General features: G+C 68.3%; 14 protein-coding genes and 1 pseudogene. 2 read left to right on the forward strand and 13 right to left on the reverse strand.

Features of this window, described 5'->3' with window-relative positions:
- Positions 1-3: 3 nt before the first annotated feature.
- From AB5J50_RS48470 to AB5J50_RS48485, 4 genes are all read right to left on the reverse strand, one after another.
- Complete coding sequence (locus AB5J50_RS48470; protein ID WP_369264904.1) at positions 4-465, reverse strand: hypothetical protein; 462 nt, start codon at positions 463-465, stop codon at positions 4-6.
- 455 nt (positions 466-920) lie between these two features.
- Positions 921-1,130 (reverse strand): hypothetical protein, encoded by a 210-nt coding sequence (locus AB5J50_RS48475; protein ID WP_327434391.1) that lies wholly within the window; start codon positions 1,128-1,130, stop codon positions 921-923.
- Positions 1,127-1,756, reverse strand: a complete 630-nt coding sequence (locus AB5J50_RS48480) for an AAA family ATPase (RefSeq protein WP_369264905.1) — start codon at positions 1,754-1,756, stop codon at positions 1,127-1,129. Before AB5J50_RS48480 ends, AB5J50_RS48475 begins: the two co-directional genes overlap by 4 nt.
- Before the next feature lie 646 nt (positions 1,757-2,402).
- Positions 2,403-4,469, reverse strand: a complete 2,067-nt coding sequence (locus tag AB5J50_RS48485; protein ID WP_369264906.1) for a SpoIIE family protein phosphatase — start codon at positions 4,467-4,469, stop codon at positions 2,403-2,405.
- A 401-nt stretch (positions 4,470-4,870) separates the two neighbouring features.
- Between AB5J50_RS48485 and AB5J50_RS48490 the strand changes: the two genes are divergently transcribed.
- Together AB5J50_RS48490 and AB5J50_RS48495 are read left to right on the forward strand one after the other, a co-directional pair.
- Positions 4,871-7,333 (forward strand): SpoIIE family protein phosphatase, encoded by a 2,463-nt coding sequence (locus AB5J50_RS48490; RefSeq protein WP_369264907.1) that lies wholly within the window; start codon positions 4,871-4,873, stop codon positions 7,331-7,333.
- A gap of 888 nt (positions 7,334-8,221) precedes the next feature.
- Positions 8,222-8,407, forward strand: coding sequence for a hypothetical protein (locus tag AB5J50_RS48495; RefSeq protein WP_369265772.1), 186 nt, complete (start codon positions 8,222-8,224; stop codon positions 8,405-8,407).
- On the opposite strand, the pseudogene AB5J50_RS48500 reads toward AB5J50_RS48495, so the two are convergent.
- The 9 genes and pseudogenes from AB5J50_RS48500 to AB5J50_RS48540 form a co-directional block, all read right to left on the reverse strand.
- Positions 8,329-8,511: pseudogene (locus AB5J50_RS48500) on the reverse strand (hypothetical protein); the annotation flags it as partial. The gene AB5J50_RS48495 and the pseudogene AB5J50_RS48500 sit on opposite strands and share 79 nt — an antisense overlap.
- 163 nt (positions 8,512-8,674) lie before the next feature.
- Positions 8,675-9,763: a sensor histidine kinase gene (locus AB5J50_RS48505; RefSeq protein WP_369264908.1), complete on the reverse strand. Its 1,089-nt coding sequence runs from the start codon at positions 9,761-9,763 to the stop codon at positions 8,675-8,677.
- Positions 9,756-10,472: a response regulator transcription factor gene (locus AB5J50_RS48510; RefSeq protein ID WP_369264909.1), complete on the reverse strand. Its 717-nt coding sequence runs from the start codon at positions 10,470-10,472 to the stop codon at positions 9,756-9,758. The genes AB5J50_RS48505 and AB5J50_RS48510 overlap by 8 nt, the downstream gene beginning before the upstream one ends.
- 68 nt (positions 10,473-10,540) lie before the next feature.
- Positions 10,541-11,245: a VanZ family protein gene (locus AB5J50_RS48515; protein ID WP_369264910.1), complete on the reverse strand. Its 705-nt coding sequence runs from the start codon at positions 11,243-11,245 to the stop codon at positions 10,541-10,543.
- 204 nt (positions 11,246-11,449) lie between these two features.
- Positions 11,450-11,815 carry a hypothetical protein gene (locus tag AB5J50_RS48520; protein ID WP_369264911.1) on the reverse strand — a complete coding sequence of 122 codons (366 nt, stop codon included), beginning with the start codon at positions 11,813-11,815 and terminating at the stop codon, positions 11,450-11,452.
- Positions 11,816-12,089: 274 nt separating this feature from the next.
- The gene (gene metG, locus AB5J50_RS48525; RefSeq protein ID WP_369264912.1) at positions 12,090-13,619 is read right to left on the reverse strand and encodes a methionine--tRNA ligase; all 1,530 of its coding nucleotides are present in this window, start codon (positions 13,617-13,619) and stop codon (positions 12,090-12,092) included.
- A 287-nt stretch (positions 13,620-13,906) separates the two neighbouring features.
- Positions 13,907-16,294, reverse strand: coding sequence for a CHAT domain-containing protein (locus AB5J50_RS48530; protein WP_369264913.1), 2,388 nt, complete (start codon positions 16,292-16,294; stop codon positions 13,907-13,909).
- Positions 16,295-16,381: 87 nt separating this feature from the next.
- Positions 16,382-17,620: an IS256 family transposase gene (locus AB5J50_RS48535; protein WP_369253814.1), complete on the reverse strand. Its 1,239-nt coding sequence runs from the start codon at positions 17,618-17,620 to the stop codon at positions 16,382-16,384.
- Between the two features lie 56 nt (positions 17,621-17,676).
- Positions 17,677-18,468, reverse strand: a complete 792-nt coding sequence (locus tag AB5J50_RS48540) for a hypothetical protein (protein WP_369264914.1) — start codon at positions 18,466-18,468, stop codon at positions 17,677-17,679.
- Positions 18,469-18,573 lie beyond the last annotated feature (105 nt).

The following is an 18,573-nucleotide window of genomic DNA, read 5'->3' on the forward strand; positions in this document are numbered from 1 at the left end:
GGCCTAAACCGGCTCTTCGTAGAGGCGGATGGCGGCGGGCTTACGGCCACGGAGACGTTCTACGCGGCAGCCCAGACTCTCCGCCCATTGATCGAGGTCCTCACCGGCGTCATGGAAGAACCAGGAGTTGAAGCTGCCGAGTTCGTGAAGGGCCGGGTCTGGCGGGTAGGTGAGCTCACAGTGGACTTGTAGGTAGTGGTCGTGCTCGGCGTCGTCATCGTTGATGTCGAACTGCCGGGTGAAGTCGAGGGTGAACATGGGCGGTCCGCCGAAGGCGTACGTGCCGTACTGAAACAGCAACCCGTCCGACTCAGGCGTGAGTGCCGTGTCGAAACGCTGACGCCCGAAGCGCAGAAAGCCCAGCCAGACGTCCTGGGCGGTCGACTCACTGATCGGCGATCGCCTGGCCTCCAGCCCTCCACGCAGAAGGCCAAGGGCCTCATCCGCGTGTGGCCTGTCGGGCATGTGCTCTCCTCGAACGAATGGGAGCAGCCTAACCTCGCGGTGACAGCAGGATCCGAGGCGAGTTGGGCCTGCCGGTGCGCGCCCTGCCCGGCATGACTTCATGGCTCCGACGCGGTGTCATGCCGGATGATCGAGCCCATGGATGCGGTCGTTCGGCGAGTACGGACGTCGTGGACCAAGAAATCCCCGCGACGCCCCTGAGGCTGCCCGGAGGAACGCTGCCCCAACGGTTTTCGTGCTGCCCCGAGGACTGACTTCTGCCCACCACGAAATCACCATCCGGGAGTCCGATTCCTGCGAGCCCCGTATGCAGGTGCAGGATCTTGCTGCTCCGGGAGTAGTCCCCGAGAGGCCGACGGTGCTGCTCGCGGACCCGCCGGAGGTGACCGTGCTCTTGGTGCGGGTCATGTCCGGTGCGCTGTACGGCGGCGTTGAGCCGGGCTGTTTGTGTCCTCTCAGGGGCGCAGTGCAGCGGCGGCGGCGCGGAGGAGCGCGGACACAGGTGGTCTCACCCACCGGGTGAGGTCGCGTGGCCAGGCGGGGTCGAGCTCGATGGTCACTCGGACGTATCGGGTGTGCAGCTGAGTGACCTTGGTGTGGCGGGGTGCGGCGACGTCCGGTTCGCGCTGCAACGCGGCTCGGTAGGTGTCCTTGCGCTGATTCACATCGTGTCCTGACGCTTGATGAGTTCGTCTGCGAGGTCCATGTACGCCGAGCCTTTGACCTCGACCGGGCTGCCGAACGACTGGGAGTACAAGTCGAGCCGTGGGATATGGGTGGACAACACGTCGAAGCCTCGCTCGGTGAGAGCGTCGCGGGCGTCGGAATCGGGACCGGTGCGCGTGGCCTCGGGGCGATTTGTGCGGTTCAGCAGGACAGCGGCGCGGGCCGGCTGGGCACGCAGGGACTGCACGTCGCCCATCTCGCGCCCGATGGGTGCCATGCGATCCAGCTCGATGGGGGCCGGGGTCACCGGCACGATCCACTCGCTCGCGTACCGCATGATGCTCCGGGCGATGTGGGCGTGGTCCTCCAGCTGCGGGGCGTCGAACACGACGGCCTGTCTGTTGCCGAGGAAGTCGTTGACGCGCCGGTGCACGTCGCCCACCGGGAGGGCGATCACAGGAAACGGGAAGCCACCTGCCAGCTCGCTCCAACGCAGCGCGGAGGACGCGGGGTCGCTGTCCACGAGCAGCGGTGAGAAGCCCGATTCGTGAAGCGCGTGAGCCAACCAGACCGCGCTGGTCGTTTTTCCCACTCCGGGTTTCAGGTTCACAAAGGCATGACTCATCGACACAAGAGGCGACGCTAATGGTCGCGAGCGGCCGGCTGCCGTCGGCGCGGGGCGCAAGTCTCATCGTTCACCCGGCGGCGCCGGTGAATCATTCGTATGGGCCAACGTGGAAGGGGCCAGGCCATGAGGGCACCTCGCGTGGCGGCGGGAACGGCACGAGGACCCAGCCCATCGGGCATCAGCGCTGCTTTCGTTGAGACCGGCGCCTGACACGCGAGGGCCGACGTCATGAGCGCAGCGGCCGACGGCGAGTTCATACTCCCTACCGGCCCGCTCGCCCTCACGCTCGCCGGCCGCCTGCAGTGACATCCGCCTGTCGACGGCGTCCAGTTGCTGTAGGAAGAGCGTGGTGCGGCGGGTGGGAGAGACGGCGACAGCTTCACCCCGGCGCCGGGTAGCAGTCCCGGACAGATGCGCGGTGAGGAACTCCCCGACAGCGGAGGACAGATCACTGTCGGGGGCGCCGTCACTCCGTACGGCGGCCACGGGGCGCGGCACGGAACAGACTGGATTGACGTGTCGTCAGCCAGGCTGGAGGTGCTCGAATCGGTGGAGCCACGAGCGGTGAACGGGCCTAGGCCTGAGGCGTGTTGGCGGCGTTGTGCAGAACGTGGCGGTTCCATGCGCAGCAGGGGAGGGGGACCTAGAGGGTCCGGGCCACGAGGAGGGCGACGTCGTCGTGGTCGTCGGGGTGGCGCAGGCCGTACAGCAGGAGGTCGCAGGTTTCTTCGAGTGGCCGTTGGGGTTCGTCGAGGAAGCTGAGGAGCACGTTCAGGCGGTCGTCGATGGGGTGTTGCCGCGTCTCGACAAGGCCGTCGGTGTAGAGGACCAGCAGGTCGCCGGGGCCGAGGTCCAGCGTCGTGGTCTCGAAGGTGATGCCGCCGACGCCGAGCGGGGCTCCGGCGGGCAGGTCGAGCAGTGCGGGGGCCTGGCCGGGGCGGGCCAGGGCGGGTGGCATGTGTCCTGCGTTGGCGATGCGGCACTGCCTTGTGCGGGGGTCGTACACGGCGTAGAGGCAGGTGACGATGTAGTGCTCCAGGTCGCAGGTGATCTTGTCGAGGTGCTGGAGCACTGCGTCCGGGGCTAGGTCGAGGTCTGCGTACGCGCAGGTGGCGGTGCGCAGCCGGCCCATGGTGGCGGCGGCGTCGATGCCGTTGCCCATGACGTCGCCGACGACCAGCGCGGTCTTGTCGTCGGTCAGCGGGATGACGTCGTACCAGTCGCCGCCGACCTCGCTGGTGGCCTGGGCAGGCTGGTAGCGGGAGGCGAGTTCCAGGCCTGTCTGGTGCGGCGGGTGGTCGGGCAGCAGGCTGCGCTGGAGGGTGAGGGCGGTGTTGCGCACGCTCTGGAACCAGCGGGCGTTGTCGATGGCCACGGCGGCGCGGCTGGCGAGCTCAGTGGCCAGGACGACATCGTCGTCGTCGAACGGGATCGGGTTGCGGGTGCGCTTGAGGTCGAGGGCGCCGAGCACCTCGCCGTGGGCGATGAGCGGCACGGCGAGATAGGAGTGGACGCCGGCGCGGGCCAGGAGCGTGGTGGCCTCGTCATCGCGGGCGATGCGCCGCAGGTCGTGGTCGCCGACGTGGCGTACCAGGACCGGTCGGCCGGTGTGGACGCACAGGGTGACCAGGCGGTCGCCGTCGTAGGCGGCGAGGTCACCGGGAGCGTCGGCGGCGTTCAGGGCCACGGTGGGATGGGCCGCTTTGAGGGCGATCGCACGGAAGAGTTCCGGGCCGTTGTCAGGTTTGCGCGAGCGGCGGCAAGCGAGGGCGGAGTCGAGAATGTCCACGGCGACCACGTCGGCGAGTTCGGGGGTGGCGATCTCGGCCAGTTCGTGGGCGGTCTGCTCCACTTCCAGTGTGGTACCGACGCGGGTGGAGGCGTCGGCGATGAGGGCCAGGCGGCGCCGGGCCCGGTCGGCCTCGATGGCTGCGCGGTGCCGTTCGGTGACGTCGACGACCGAGGTGGCGGCGCCCAGGACTCGTCCGCCCGGGTCCTCCAGCCGGTAGAAGGAGAGGGACCAGGCGTGGTCGTGGTCGGGGTCGGCCGGGGGGCGGCCCACGTGGTACTGGTCGAGCAGGGGGGTGCCGGTGGTGAGTACCTGGCGCAGGGCGGACTCGATGGTGTCGACGTCAGTGAAGGGCAGGGTCTCTCTCAGGTGGCGGCCGATGTGGTCTTCGGCGGGTATGCCGTCGATGCGCTCCAGTGCGGGATTGACCAGGAGATAGCGCAGGTTGGGGTCCATGAGGGCGAGGCCGATCGGGGATTGGTTGATCAGCCGCTCGGACAGGGCCAGGTCGGTCTCGACGCGCTGGAGCAGGTTGTGGTCGGCCGCGATGCCGAGGGCGTAGACATCCCCGAGATCGTCCAGCAGCCGCATGTTGCGGAACTCCATCAGGCGGGTGCTGCCGTCCTTGTGCCGGATGGGGAAGGCGCCGGCCCAGCTCCGGCCGGTCGCCATCACCTCCGCGAACAGACTCTGGACGGCCTGCAGGTGCTCCGGGTGTATGAACAGTCGCGCTGCGTACTCGCCCAGGGCCTCTTCCGCGGTGTAGCCGAAGAGCTCCTCGGCCTGCGGGGTCCAGAACACGATGCGCCCCCTGGTGTCCAGGACCACCGCGGCAACGCTCAGCACATCCAGCAGACCGATCCGCCGGGGCGGCTCGTTGCCCGACTCGTCAGCGCTGGACGGGAAGGATTCGGCTGTCATCCCAGATCCTCCTCCACCAGCCGGCAGGTCATGCCGGCCTCCGTCGGCAAAGCCGCACGCTCGGGTTCTGAATACCCGTGCTTCCATGCTGCCTCTTGCCTTGCGTAACGGCAGCGCGCTGGCATGTCCAAGCTGACGTAAGTGGGCGCGACGCTGCCCGGCGACTCCCGCGTGGCCGAACCGCTGCTGCTCGCCGGTGAGGGCCCTTCGCCTGTGATCCGCTACGGCTCGGGCTCTGCCTGGTTTGTCTCGGGCCGGTCGAGGGTCCCTTGAGTGCATGCGGATGCGTATGCGCGGACGTGTGCGGGCATCGGCCAAGGCCAGCCGGTCACCCGCAGCCCGCCGGGGCCGTGCACATCGGCCGGACAAGCAGGAACATGGTCGTGTAGAGGATGGGATCGATGGATTCTGTGCGAAAAGGCTTCGATGCGCCCACGCCCGCAGGACCGGGCGACTTCCTCGACGCGTCCACCGACGCGGCAGCGGTGGTGTCCGCAGACGGCATCGTGGTCGGCTGGACAAGGGGCGCCGAAGCACTTCTTGGCTACCCCGCGCCCGAGGTGGTGGGCAGCTCCGCCGCCGGTCTGCTGGCGATGCCCGGGGATCCGGCACGCGTGGCCGGCGTCGCGGAACGCTGCCGCGCCGGAATGGGGTGGAGCGGTCTCATCCCCGTACGGCACCGCGACGGCGACCGTATCGAAGTCGACCTGCGGGTGTCCGCGTCCTTCCGCCTCGGCGGAGACGAGTGTTTTCTGATCTCGGCACGGGAGCTGAGGCCACAATGGACCGTGGGCCAGTCCGTCCTCGACGGCTTCCTGACTCGCTCGCCGGTCGGCATGGCGGTCATGGACCTGCAGCTGCGCTACGTATGGCTGAACGACACCCTGGAACGCTTCGGCGGAGTGCCCCGCGAGCAGCGGCTGGGGCGTCGTCTGAGCGAGCTGTTGCCAGGGCTGCGGGCGGACACCATCGAGGGACTGATGCACAAGGTCGTGGAGACCGGAGTCCCGGTGACCGACTACGAGTACGCGGGATGGAGTTGGGCCGATCCGCACCGCCAACACGCCTACTCCACTTCCTTCTTCCCCCTGGTGGACGCCGCCAACTCCATCACCGGGGTCTGCTACATGGTCCAGGACGTCACCGAGCGGTGGAACGCCCGCCAGCTCCTGACACTGGTCAACGAAGCCGGGGCCAGCATCGGCAGGTCGCTCGATGTGATGCGGACTGCTCAGGAGCTCGCCGACTTCGCTGTTCCCCGCTTCGCGGACTTCGTCATCGTTGATCTCCTGGAGGCTGTCCTCAGCACCGAGGGACACGGAACGTGGCTGACCGACGCGGGACCGGCGCCCGCCAAGCCGGTGATGCGCCGCGCCGGATTGAGCTCAGTGCGAAAGGGCTGCCCAGAGGCAGTGGCACGGATCGGGGACAGGGTGTACTTCCTTCCTCCGCCGCACGGCGTGGACCTGCTCATCAACGGCGAACCGATCCTCATCCCGGTCCTCGACCCGGACGACGTCCTGTGGGTTGCGGAACAGCCCGCCAGGGTGGCAAGCATCCGCGAGTTCGGAATGCACTCCCTCATCTCCGTGCCGATGCGGGCGCGCAACACCGCCCTCGGCCTCACTACGTTCGCACGGTCGCTCAATCCCATCTCGTTTCAGCCGGACGATGTCCTGTTGGCCCGCGAGCTCGTGGCGCGAGCAGCGCTGTGCGTCGACAACGCTCGCCGCTACACCCGGGAACACACGGCAGCAGTCACCCTTCAGCGAAGTCTGCTGCCCCAGGCCCTGACAGGCGGAACAGCACTGGAGGTGGCTTCCTCCTATCTGCCGGCGGACGCGACAGGCGGGGTCGGCGGCGACTGGTTCGACGTGATCCCTCTGTCCGGCGCCCGGGTGGGCCTCGTCGTCGGTGATGTGGTCGGCCACGGCATCACCGCGGCGGCGACCATGGGCCGACTGCGTACGGCGGTCCAGACCCTCGCCGACATGGAGATGCCTCCCGACGAATTGCTGGCTCACCTCGACGACCTCGTGCTTCGGCTGAGCGAGGAGGAGGCCGGTGGCGAGGCGGCCGGCAAGAGTACGGCCACCTTCCTCGGAGCAACCTGCCTGTACGCCGTCTACGATCCGGTCACGAGGCGTTGCACGATGGCCCGGGCCGGACATCCGCCCCCTGTCGTCGTCGACCCCGACGGGCACGTCCACTTCCCGGAGCCCCCCGCCGGACCTCCGCTCGGGCTGGGAGGGATGGCGTTCGAAGCCACCGAGATCGAGCTCGCCGAGAACAGCCTGTTCGGTCTCTACACCGACGGTCTCATCCAGGGAACCGATTACGACATGGAGCTGGGCATGTCCCGGCTGGGCGACGTGCTGTCCCAGTCCGAATCCGACCTCGGAACACTGTGTACGTCAGCGGTGCAGCAGCTGGTGCCCACGCCTCAACCCGACGACATCGCCCTGCTCCTGACCCGCACGCACGCCCTGGGCGCCGACCACGTCGTCTCGTGGGACGTGCCGTTGGTCCCGGCCGCCGTCGGTGAACTCCGAGCCCAGGCGACTCGCCAGGTGGAAGCCTGGGGTCTTGGGGAACTGGCCATGACGACCGAGCTCATCGTGAGCGAGCTGGTCACGAACGCGATTCGCTACGCCGCACCGCCTATACGGCTACGACTGCTTCGCGACGCCCGGTTGACCTGCGAGGTCGCCGACGCCAGCAGCACCGCACCTCGGCTGAGGCATGCCCGGAGCATGGACGAAGGCGGCCGCGGCCTCTTCCTGGTGGCCCAGCTCTCCCACCGTTGGGGTGCTCGGTACACGGCTGGAGGAAAGGTCATCTGGTCCGAGCAGGAGATCCCGTAACTCGACGAGCCGGTGTCGCCGGCCCGGAGTCGATGGGGAGGACGTCAAGCAGGCGTCGCCATCGGCTTTGGGACAGCGTCGGCGTGAAAGTTCTCGCGGTGCACTTGATCGGATTCTCAGGCCCCCCTGCACGTGTTCTTCGTCAGCTTGGCGATCCTCGGTCTGCTGCTTGCAGTGCTGGTGGCACTCGTGCGGAGCGAAGGGGGCTGGCTGGCAAATGCCGTGCTGGTGATGGACGTCTGCGCGGACTGGTGGGGCAACCGGCACTGGCTGCAGGATGATCCTGCGAGGCTGCGGCGTCTGTTGCCCATCACTCTGGTCGGCCTGTTCACCCTGTTCGCCGTTGCGTCCTTGCTCCCCTTGCATCGCACGGTTGCCGGGACGGCGGGCAGGCGTCAGGCGGCCCTGCCGTCTGCCTGGCGACTCACGCGTCGCGCAGCCTCAAAGGTCGTTTTCGTCGCCGGCTGCCCTCGCCCTTGCTGCGGTCGAGGGTGGAACATGGGAGGTGAGCGACCAAGGGAGGCCCACAATGAAGACCGGAGCCTCGGATTTCGACGAGGGGCTGTATTCGCACACACCCTCCCAGGCTGAGGGAGAGCGCGACGAACCGGCCGAGCGTTCGGCCATGGAGCAGCACCCGGACGTCCCCAGGACCGAGCCGTCCCAGGCGGAGGGCGAGCGAGTGGATGACACGAGGACCGCATAACCGCAGTGAGCCGGACCGGGCGGTCATAGGTCCGGCCCACCGCCGCCCGGGGCGACGGCCCGGTACTCGGCGCCGGGCTCCATGCGGGGCAGCAGATCCGCCGAAGTGGGTCGTCCCGGCCCGGGACAGCCTGCCGCCGATAAACGATCAATGCGCTGTGCACGCGGAAGGACCCCGTTGCGATGGTCCTCAAGCTCGTCGAGCCTGCCCAGCCGCGGGACAGGTTCTGGGGCACCATGACCGACCACCACACCTACGGCACCGGCACTCACACCGCCGGTGAGCTGGTCTACGCTCCGGAACACCTGGCGGCGCTGCGGCGGGGCGCTGATGCGGGCGAGAGTTGTCCCGTGAGGGCGAGGTTGTGAAGTCGGACGATGCCGAGCGTGGCCTGGTGGACGCCGATGTCCTTGGGCCGGCAGTCCCGCAGGATCTTCCCGTTGTTCCGTCGGGACAGGGCGTGCTCGACGCGGTGCCCGACCGCCGACCATGGACGAGATCGTTGAGTGTTCCGTAACTGCGGAACGAACCCACAAGCCTCTCGAAGCTCCGCTGACCAATCGCTGCCAGGGGTCGCCCTGGCCTGCACCGAACTTCCAGTCAACGATCTAGGGGGCCCCGCTCGGGGACGATGCCTACGGCGTGCCGGGAAGCCGGACCGTGACGACGAGACCGCCGGCGGGGCGGGGGACGAGGTCGAGGGTCCCGTCGTGGGCGCGGACGATGCTGTGCACGATGGCCAGGCCGAGGCCGACGCCGGCGTGCTCGTCGGTGCGTACGCGTTCCGTTCCGCGCTGGAAGGGTTCGGTGAGGGTCGGTACCAGTTCCGGTGGGAGCCGACGGCCCGTGTTCTCGACCCGCAGCACGCTTGTGTCGCCGTGCGCCTCGGTGTGGACCGTCACGGTGCCGCCGTTCTTGTCGGCGGGGAGGTTGTGGACGATCGCGTTCTGGACGAGGTTCGTCACCATCCGCAGCAGGAGCTCCGCGGAGCCGCTGGTCTGGGCCGCCCCGCCCGTGACGTCGAGCGTGATCCGGCGCTGTTCGGCGAGGGGAAGCAGCGTTTCGGCGGCTTCTTCGGCGATGAGGGAGAGGTCGACGCTCTCGCGGGTGAAGTTTCCGCGGTCGCCGCGGCTGAGCAGCAGGAGGGCCTCGGTGAGGTCGATCGCCCGGGTATTGACAGCGTGCAGGCGTTCGATGAGTTCGGCCCGGTCCCGCGTGGGGTCCTTGCGGGCGACGTCGAGGAGCGTCCGCGAGATCGCTAGCGGGGTGCGCAGTTCGTGGGAGGCGTTCGCGGCGAACCTCTGCTGCTCGGCGACGTGGGACTCGAGTTGTTCGAGCATCGAGTCGAACGCGTCGGAGAGTTCACGGAATTCGTCCTGGCGGCCCTTCATGCGGATCCGGTGGGACAGCGACCCGTTCCCGGCCATCCGTGCCGCATCCGTGATCTGTGTGAGTGGTGCGAGCATCCGGCCGGCGAGGATCCATCCCCCGACGAGGCCGAACACGAGCAGGAAGACCATCGCCACGGCCGCGGCGGGGGCGAAGGTGTGCACAAGGAGGTAGCGGTTGGGCGAGATCCCGAGAAGGCCTTGGGGGTTGTCGGGTACGTAGCGCAGCAGGAACACCCACACGACGGCCAGCAGGAGAGCGCCGGCAACGGCAAGGAACCCGGCGTAGCTGAGGGCGAGTTTCAGTCGGGCGCTGAGCCCTGGGCGTCTATGCATGCGTACTGCCGGGGTCGGTGGTGTCCCTGCCGGGGGCGATGGTGTCCGTACCGGTGTCGATCCGGTAGCCGACGCCGGGCACCGTGGCGATGAGCCTTGGTTCGCCGAGCCGTTTGCGCAGGGCGGAGACGGTGATGCGCACGGCGTTGGTGAGCGGGTCGGCATTCTCGTCCCAGGCCCGTTCCAGCAGCTCTTCGGCGCTGACGACACCGCCCTCGGCGGCGACGAGGACTTCCAGCACGGCGAACTGTTTGCGGGTGAGCGCGACGTAGCGTCCGTCGCGGAAGACCTCCCGGCGGAAGGGGTCCAGTCGCAGGCCCGCGATCTCGCGGACCGGGGGCCGGGCGTACGCGCGTCTGCGGTCGAGTGCCCTCAGCCGCATGACGAGCTCTCGAAGGTCGAACGGTTTGGTGAGGTAGTCGTCGGCGCCGAGTTCGAACCCGGAAGCCTTGTCGTCGATCCGGTCGGCAGCGGTGAGCATGAGGATCGGGACGCCGCTGCCGGAGGCGACGATGCGCCGGGCGATCTCGTCGCCGGAGGGGCCGGGGATGTCGCGGTCGAGGACCGCGAGGTCGTAGGAGTTGACGCTGAGCAGTTCCAGGGCGGACTCGCCGTCGCCGGCGATGTCGGCGGCGATCGCCTCCAGCCGCAGACCGTCACGGACGGCTTCGGCCAGGTAGGGCTCGTCCTCCACGATCAGTACGCGCATGTCAGAAGCCTAAGCGGCACAACTTATCGCCGACGTATGCAAAGACGTGTGCACACGGGACACGCGACTCAGCCTGCCGGTGCCGGCGCGGGGCGAGGCTGGTCCGACGGCGCCTCCGCCGTAGTGCGCCACCAGCGGCGCGACGCCAGCGCGGCCAGCACGGCACCGGCGGCGTTGACCAGTACGTCGTCCACGGAGGACACCCGGTCCAGCTGCAGGACGTACTGTGCGGTTTCGACCAGGACCGAGCAGCCCGTCCCGAGGGCCAGGATCCGCGGCACGGACGCCAGCGCCGCGAACCGCATCGGGGCGAAGAACCCCAGCGACGCGAAGACCAGCAGGTTGCCGACGATCCCGAGCGGCCCCATCGTGACCAGGTCCCGCAGCGGTACCAGGCTCACCCGGGCGGGGACGATGCCGGCCCCGGCACCCGGCATCATGGTCAGCCATAGGAACGGCACCGTCCCGTGGACCATGCCCACCTCGGCCAGCGACATCCGCCACGCCCACGTGACGCCGGCGGCACGCCGACGGAGCGCCAGAGCCCACACCACCAGCGCGGCCAACGGCAGCGCGACCAACGTCATGAGCACCACACCGTTGAACGTATCGAAGCAGCCGTGCCACCGCCCGGCCATGCACCTCGGAGCGGACATCATGAGCATCCGCCGCGGGACGAAAGCGGCGCTCGCCATGCAGAGGATCGCCAGGCTGAGGAACACGATCCTGCGCGTGCGGCGGGGCGATGCAGGCAGGGATGCGTTGTGGTTCATGCCCCCATTGGAGACGGAGGGTCGTTGCGGTGGCGTATGCGATTTTCGATACGCCCGCGATACACGGAATCCCCGACATCGAGGAACTGGCGCAAGCCGGGGGTGAGTTGGTCCCGCCGCTGGTAATCGCGACAGCCCAGCTACTGCAGGTGCTGGACGACTCGTCCTCGCCTGCGGCGCTGACCCTTATCGATCCGAAATTGGTCAGCGGTGGTTCGCCCGGGAGGCCCCGGTGCTGCAGTCGGCGATGTCTCCACTGCGCGCGGCCACCACCAGAGCAACCGCCAGCGACACGGACCACATGAGGAGGTGAACCGAAGGAGGGTAGCTCGCAAGGGAGTAGCCGTCTCCGACCAGGAAAGCGACGGACAGCACCACAAGCGGCAGGCCCGCGGTGAGCGCCGCGAGCAGCCCCCGCAGCAACGGGCGTGTGAGCAGCCGACGGGGCACGATCGCCAGCATGAACCCGGTGGCGGTGCCCAGCACGAGGCCTACCGCCATGCTGCCGAGTACGGCGAGGGCGCCCACAGTGACCAGAGCCCGCGCGGTTCCCCATTGGCTCCCGACCATGAAGACGAACGCACCCACAAGACACCCAGAGCCGATGATTCCCGCGGGCCATGCCCCGATCCACGCACCCAGGCGCATACCCCGCCGGACCACGGTTTGGGCCGTCATAGGTGACCTCCCCTGCGGGTGGATGTTCGACCTTACTGGCCTTGCCCGCCCTCATGTTCCGCCGTCTGGCCCGGCCTTACCGCCGGCCGCAGCAGCGGACGCCCCTTTCGGGGCAGCCCCTGAAGCAGGACGGATGCGTAGCCAGTCGGCGGAACTGGTGCAGGTGTCACGCGTGCTGCGTGTGTTCCTGGAGGCGGGGGAAGAGCGGGTGGGCGGTCGGCAGACTCCCGTCGACCGGCGTCACCTGCTGTGCGATCCGTGCGGCGGCATCGGGGATGAAGGGCCGTAGTTCGTCGGCGAGGACGCGGCACGCGGTGACCAGCGTGGCGAGCACCGCGTCGAGTTGACTGGTTGCCACGTCCTCGCCCTGCCGCTCCGCTCGGGCCAACTCCCAGGGCCGCGCGGTGTCGATACAGCGGTTGGCCTCCTCCACAATGCCCCAGGCCGCACTGATGGCCCTGCGGAAGTCGAAGTCGGCCAGAGCGGCATCGATCAGGCCGGGAGCCTTCTGGCACACGTCCACCAGCGCCGCCACAGCAGGCTGACCGGCATCGGGAGAGGGAACCGCACCGCTTCGGTAGCGGTGGACCATCGTCACGATGCGGTGGACCAGGTTGCCGAGCCCTCCGGCGAAGTCCGCGTCGGCACGCGCGATCAGCCGGTCCGGGGTGAAGTCGGCGTCCCCGACCCGAGGAACGTCGCGCAGCAGCCACCAGCGCACCGCGTCGGTGCCATAGACCGCGGCCAGGGAGACCGGGTCGAAGGTGGTCCCGCCGGACTTACTGATCTTGCGGCCGCCGACGGTGAGGTAGTCGTGTACCAGGATGTCGGTGGGCAGCGGCAGTCCGGCCGACAGCAGCATGGCCGGCCAGTACACGGCGTGGAAGCGCACCACTCCCTTACCGACCAGGTGGACGCGGCGCTCGCTGGCCACCCACCACTCGTCGTACGCGACGTCGCCACTGCCGTAGCCGAGGCTGGTCACGTAATTGCCCAGCGCGTCCCACCACACATAGACGACCTGGCTGGGGTCGTCGGGCACGGGGATGCCCCAGCCCCGGGCGCGGCTGTGGGAGCGGGAGATGGAGAAGTCGTGCAGGCCGCCGGCGATCAGGGCGAGGACCTCGTTGCGGCGGGCCGCAGGCTCGATGCGCAGGCTGCCGTCCGAGATCAGCTCGTGAAGCCGGTCGGCGTAGCGGGACAGCCGGAAGAACCAGTTCTCCTCCGCCACGTGCTGAGGCTCGGTGCCGTGCTCGGCGCACCGCCCGTCGACCAGTTCGTCCAGGGTGTAGAACTGCTCACAGCCGACGCAGTACAGGCCCTCGTACTCCTTGCGGTACAGGTCGCCCGCCGCGGCGCACTGGCGCCACAGCCGTTCCACCCCGACGCGGTGGCGGGGGTCGCTGCTGGTGCGTATGAAGTCGTCGAGCGACAGAGCCAGCGGGCCGCGCAGGGCAGCGAACGCATTCGCGTTGCGGTCGACCAGCGACTGCACGTCGACACCCTCGGCTTCGGCGGCCAGGACGTTCTTCAGGGAGTTGTCGTCGGTTCCGCTGAGCAGCCGGACGTGATCGCCTCGGTGGCGCCGGTGGCGGGCCAGCGTGTCTGCCTGAACGAGCTCCAGGGCGAAGCCCAGGTGCGGGCGCGCGTTGACGTATGGGATGGTCGTGGTGATGTAGTGACGTGGTGCGCTCATCGGTCCTCCAACCGGGTACCGAGGCCCGGTCCGCACAACACGTCGAGGCCCCGTCCCGGGGCCTCGGATTCGGTACGCGTCCGTGCTCAGCAGCCCCGTTGGCGGGGCATCATCCGGTGCTGAGGCGAAAGCGTGATCATGAGGCCGATGCTAGCAACAGGGGCCGGCGCCGAGCATGTGCTTTTCCTGCCCCCTCTCGCAGCAGCCGCCCGAAGAAGGTTCTGGGTGCGGAGTTGTTGATGTGAGGGTGCGGTGCCGGCGGCGATGCGGTGGCCTGGCGGGGGTGGTCAGGCGCCGGCGTGAAGGTAAGCCGCCCATAGGGACGGGGTGCGGATCCTGTTGAGGCCGTCGGGTAGGCCGAGGCCGTCTCGGACAGCCCGAATGGCGTGATGCAGAGCGTAGGCGGCCCGCCCGGTGTCGAGGATGCCCTGGTCGTTCTTGAGATGGGCGTAGAAGGCGTCGGCGACGGTGGCGGCGATCTGGTCATTGATTTCCCACAAGGTCCCGATGACATGAGGGAAGCCGGCAAGCTGGAAGGCCGAGGCCAGGTGAATGGACTCGTCGAGCAACCTGGTCGCCTCGATGGTTGCGGTGCGGCAGGCTGACAGATAAGCCAGCTGCGCCCGGCCGAGACGGATCGGAGCGAGGCTCGCGACAGTGAATGGATCGTTGTCGTGATCGTGGAGCAGCAGCAGGCTCTTTGACGGGTCGGCGGGGTGGCTGGCGCCGTGGCAAGCGAAGTGTGCGATGGGGCAGCCAGGCAGCTGCGCCAGGACGTTGGACTTGGTCGGAAGAGGCACCGAGGGCTCTGCGGGATCGCTGTCCGGGTCGGGTTCGCGCAGCAGCACCACCTCGGGCAGGTGCTTGTGCAGCATGCTGACTTCGGCGGGTACGTAACGCAGGCGGCCGTGGTGGGCGAGGTGAGGCGTGGTGGGCATTGCCACGACGAGTGCCCGGGCCGACTCCGGGGGTGCGGAGGTCGCCTGTTGGCGGGAGTAGCGCAGGGCACGCACGGTGGGGGTGTAGGACGAGACGACCCGGTCCAGGACGGTGCGCCGTTCCGGGTCGTCGGCCGGGTCGGCGTGGTAGCCGGCGGCGTGGACAGGCAGAAGGCCCAGCAGGCCGCCCGGTGCCCACCACACCCGGGGCCAGGTGCCGCTCCCCGGGTGCGAGTGATGGTGACCCAGCACGGTCAATACCGGTCCGGTGGCCACGTCCCACAGCCATTGGAGGATCTGGGTCAGCGTGGCTTGGGCCTCGCGTCGTTGAACTGCGCTTGTACCTGAGGCCGCCGCGGAGTGCAGGGCTTGATGGAAAGCGTTGATACGGTCGATCAGGGCGGCGTGTCTTAGTTCGGGCAGCGGGACGGCGTTGATGCCATCCGAGGTGAGCAGCAGGGCGTCGCTGTGGTAGGGACTGACGTTGAACACCACTACGGGGCCCTGGTCTGTCTGTGTGAGGAGTTCGTCGGTGCTGGGCGGGAGCCCGAACGAGCTGAATTCCTCGTCGGCTCGGATTTCGTTCAAGGTGGCGGCAAACTCGCGAGCCAGCCGGAGCCGGTCCTGTCCGATGCGGTCCTGACCGCTTAGCAAGGTGTCGACGCTCCCGTTCGACAGGCCAGTAGGAGCGTTGGCCTCCGCAGGGTGGTCGAGCCGGTTGCGTAGCTCGACAAACCGCGCAGCCAACGAGGGGTGTTGCTGCTGGAGGTCGGTGAGGTCGCTGCGGGTGTCCAGAGCCTGGCTCAACAGGACCGCTCGGCCCGTCTCCAGCAGGCTCAACGCCCGGGCCGCGCGTTCCCTTTCGCTCCTTCGGGGATCGGCCAGGGCCAGCGCGGCGGCGTCACCGGCCAGGCCTGCGTACCCGCCGAGCTCAAACTGTTGGTCGTCGCGGTCCAGTTGGCGCGGGGCCACCTCGGGTAGCAGCCGCACTGCGGCCTCCAGGAGACCTGCCGCCCGCCCAGGATCGGGCTCTGCGAGCAGGGCAGCCACCGCCCCAGCCGCCGAGATGCGATTCGACGGCGTCGCCGAGTCGGACTCCCACGCCCTCACATACACGGATACGGCTGCGCCGCGGTCCGCCTCTTCCCCCGTATGCGCGAACCGAGCCTCCAAGGCACGGCCCAGGTTGTGCAGATATTTCAGCCGGTCGTGGTGGTCGGCGGGGACGAGCTCGACCGCGGCCCGGAGACTGTCGATTGCCGCATCCAAATCCACCGCATGCTGTGTGCGCTCATATGTGGCCTTCAGCGCGTTCCCCAGACTGGTCAGATAGATGGCCCGGTAAGGGAGGTCGGCGGGAGTCGCATCAACCGCCTCCCGGAACATACCGACCGCCGCGTCCAGATCCGCTGCCGACCCCGTCCTCTGGAATCGGACCTGGAGCGTGTTCCCCAAGTCGTTCAGATGCGACGCCCGGTCGGGGTGACCTGCGGGGGTGGCGGTGACGGCCTCCCGGCCGACCGTGATGGCCGCGTCCAAGTCTGCCTGGGTCCCGGTGCGTTGAAACCGGACCAGAAGGGCCCGCCCCAGAAAGTCCAAGTGCCCCGCTCGGTGAGGGTCGTTGCCGGGCGTGCCCTTGACCGCGGCCCGGAGAGCGCTGATCGCCGCATTCAAGTCCGCTATGGATCCCGTGCTGTCGAACCGGACCCGCAGTGCGTTTCCCAAGTAGGCCAGCATGCCTGCGTGGTCGCGGCTGTTTGCCGGGGCGGGGTCACGTCCGCGGGAGTGGTGTATTAACGGCCACTCGGTGATCTCGTTTTGAGGCTATGCGGTGAGTTCGGTGGGCGGGGCGGTCTCGTCGGTTTCTGACTCGATCGGGCGGAGGCGGGCCTTGGCCAGCAGATCGAGTCCCATGTAGCGGCGGGCCTCGGTCCATTCGTCGTTCTGCTCGGCCAGCACCGCGCCGACCAGGCGGATCAGGGCAGCACGGTCGGGGAAGATGCCGACCACGTCGGTGCGACGCCTGATCTCCTTGTTCAGGCGTTCTTGCGGATTGTTCGACCAGATCTGCCGCCAGCTCTCGCGCGGAAACGCGGTGAACGCCAGCAGCTCGTGCTGTGCGGTGTCCAAGTGGGCTGCGGCCTTGGGAAACTTGGCCTCCAGGGCGTCCAGCACGTGCCGCATCTGGGCCTGGACGGCGTCGGTGTCGGGTTGTTCGAAGACAGTCCGCAGCAGCGTGGCCACCCACGGCTGGGCGGACTTGGGGACCTGGCTGAGCAGGTTGCGGGCGTAGTGCGTGCGGCAGCGCTGCCACGAAGCGCCGGGCAGGACCGCGCCGATCGCTGCAACGAGGCCGGTGTGGGCGTCGGAGATGACGAGTTGGACGCCGGACAGGCCGCGGGCGATCAGCGAGCGCAGGAAAGCGAGCCAGCCGGCGCCGTCCTCGGCGGTGGCGACGTCGATGCCGAGAATCTCCCTGTGTCCATCGGCATTCACGCCGACCGCAATCAGCGCATGGACGTTGATGATGCGGCCGCCTTCGCGGACCTTCTGGGTCAGTGCGTCGACCCAGACGAACGTGTACGGGCCCTGGTCCAGGGGCCGGTTGCGGAATGCGGCGACCTGTTCGTCCAGGTGCTTGGCCATCGCAGAGACCTGGGACTTCGACAGTTGGGTGACGCCGAGAGACTCGGCGAGCTTCTCGACTCTGCGGGTGGAGACGCCGAGCAGGTAGGCGGTGGCGACCACCGAGATGAGGGCCTGCTCGGCCCGGCGGCGCCTCTCCAGCAGCCAGTGCGGGAAGTAACTCCCGGACCTGAGCTTGGGGATGGCCAGTTCGACGGTGCCTGCCCTCGTGTCCCACTCGCGCGGGCGATATCCGTTGCGGTGGTTGACTCGTTCGTCGCTGACCTGCCCGTATTCGGCATTGCAGAGGGCGTCGGCCTCCGCGGACATGAGTGCGTCGGCGAACGTCTTGACCATCGCGCGCAACAGATCGGGACTCGCCGAAGCGAGGTTGTCTTCGGCGAGGGCGTGCAGGGGCAGACTGTCCGGTGCGGTCATCGTGCTGATCTCCTTCGAGGCTTCGACACTTCGAAGATCAGCCGGTGGCCGTTCATCTATGCGGGCACCATCCCGATGCCGGAGCAAACCCCCGGATCAGGTCGAACCCGTACACCATCTCCATGGACGCAACCCGGGGCGGCTTCGGCCGCCGTCCGGAACATGTCGATCGCTGTATCCAAGACCGAGGTATCCCCAGTGCGCTCAAAGCGCGAGACGTGCAACACGCCCCCGAGGAAGATGGATGCCACCCAGCGCGGGTTGTCCATAGGGGTGGCCTCGGCCGCAGCCCGGAACGCCTCGATCGCCGCACTCATATCTGCCAACTGCCCAGTGCGCTCAAATCTCGCCCGCAGCACTCCTCCCAGATTGAACATATTGACCGCACGGTCAGGGTGGTCGGCGGGGGTGACGTCCAGAATCCGCTGCCACAAATAGACGGTTGTGGAGATCAGGTCCGGGTCAGTGGATGTCGCTATCTGCCGGCGGAGGTCTACGGCGACGGGCACCGCGGCTTCGGCCAGTAGCGGCATCAACGGTTCGGGCAGATCATCGGCACCGGCCATGAAACACGGTGCGAGCATCCCCACTGCGATGCTCAAGTCCGCCTGATCTTCGCCTTCGGGCAGCGCCTGGTACCGGAACCAGTACAGCCAGCCGAGCACATGGCAAGCTTCGAGGTCTTGCTCATCGTGCCGGAACGTTGCGCCAAGCCGTCGCGCCTCAGTGAGTGCCTTCGGTTCTACCGCCAGCGACAAGTCGCCCGTCTCTGCCACCCGTTGCAGTCGAGCGCGCACCGCGGCAAGTCTTTTCTGGCGGGCCGCCTGAGCTCTTCTCTCGCTGCTCACACTTAGTGATCGTAGTATGACGATCTGGCTGTGTGGCCCTCAATGGGCTCTGGTCCACTTCCTGTGGTGCAGTTACTCCCGGTGACGTCTGAGATTGGGTCAGGG

It is taken from the genome of Streptomyces sp. R35, from assembly GCF_041053035.1.
In the GTDB taxonomy this organism is placed as follows: Bacteria; Actinomycetota; Actinomycetes; order Streptomycetales; family Streptomycetaceae; genus Streptomyces; species Streptomyces lutosisoli.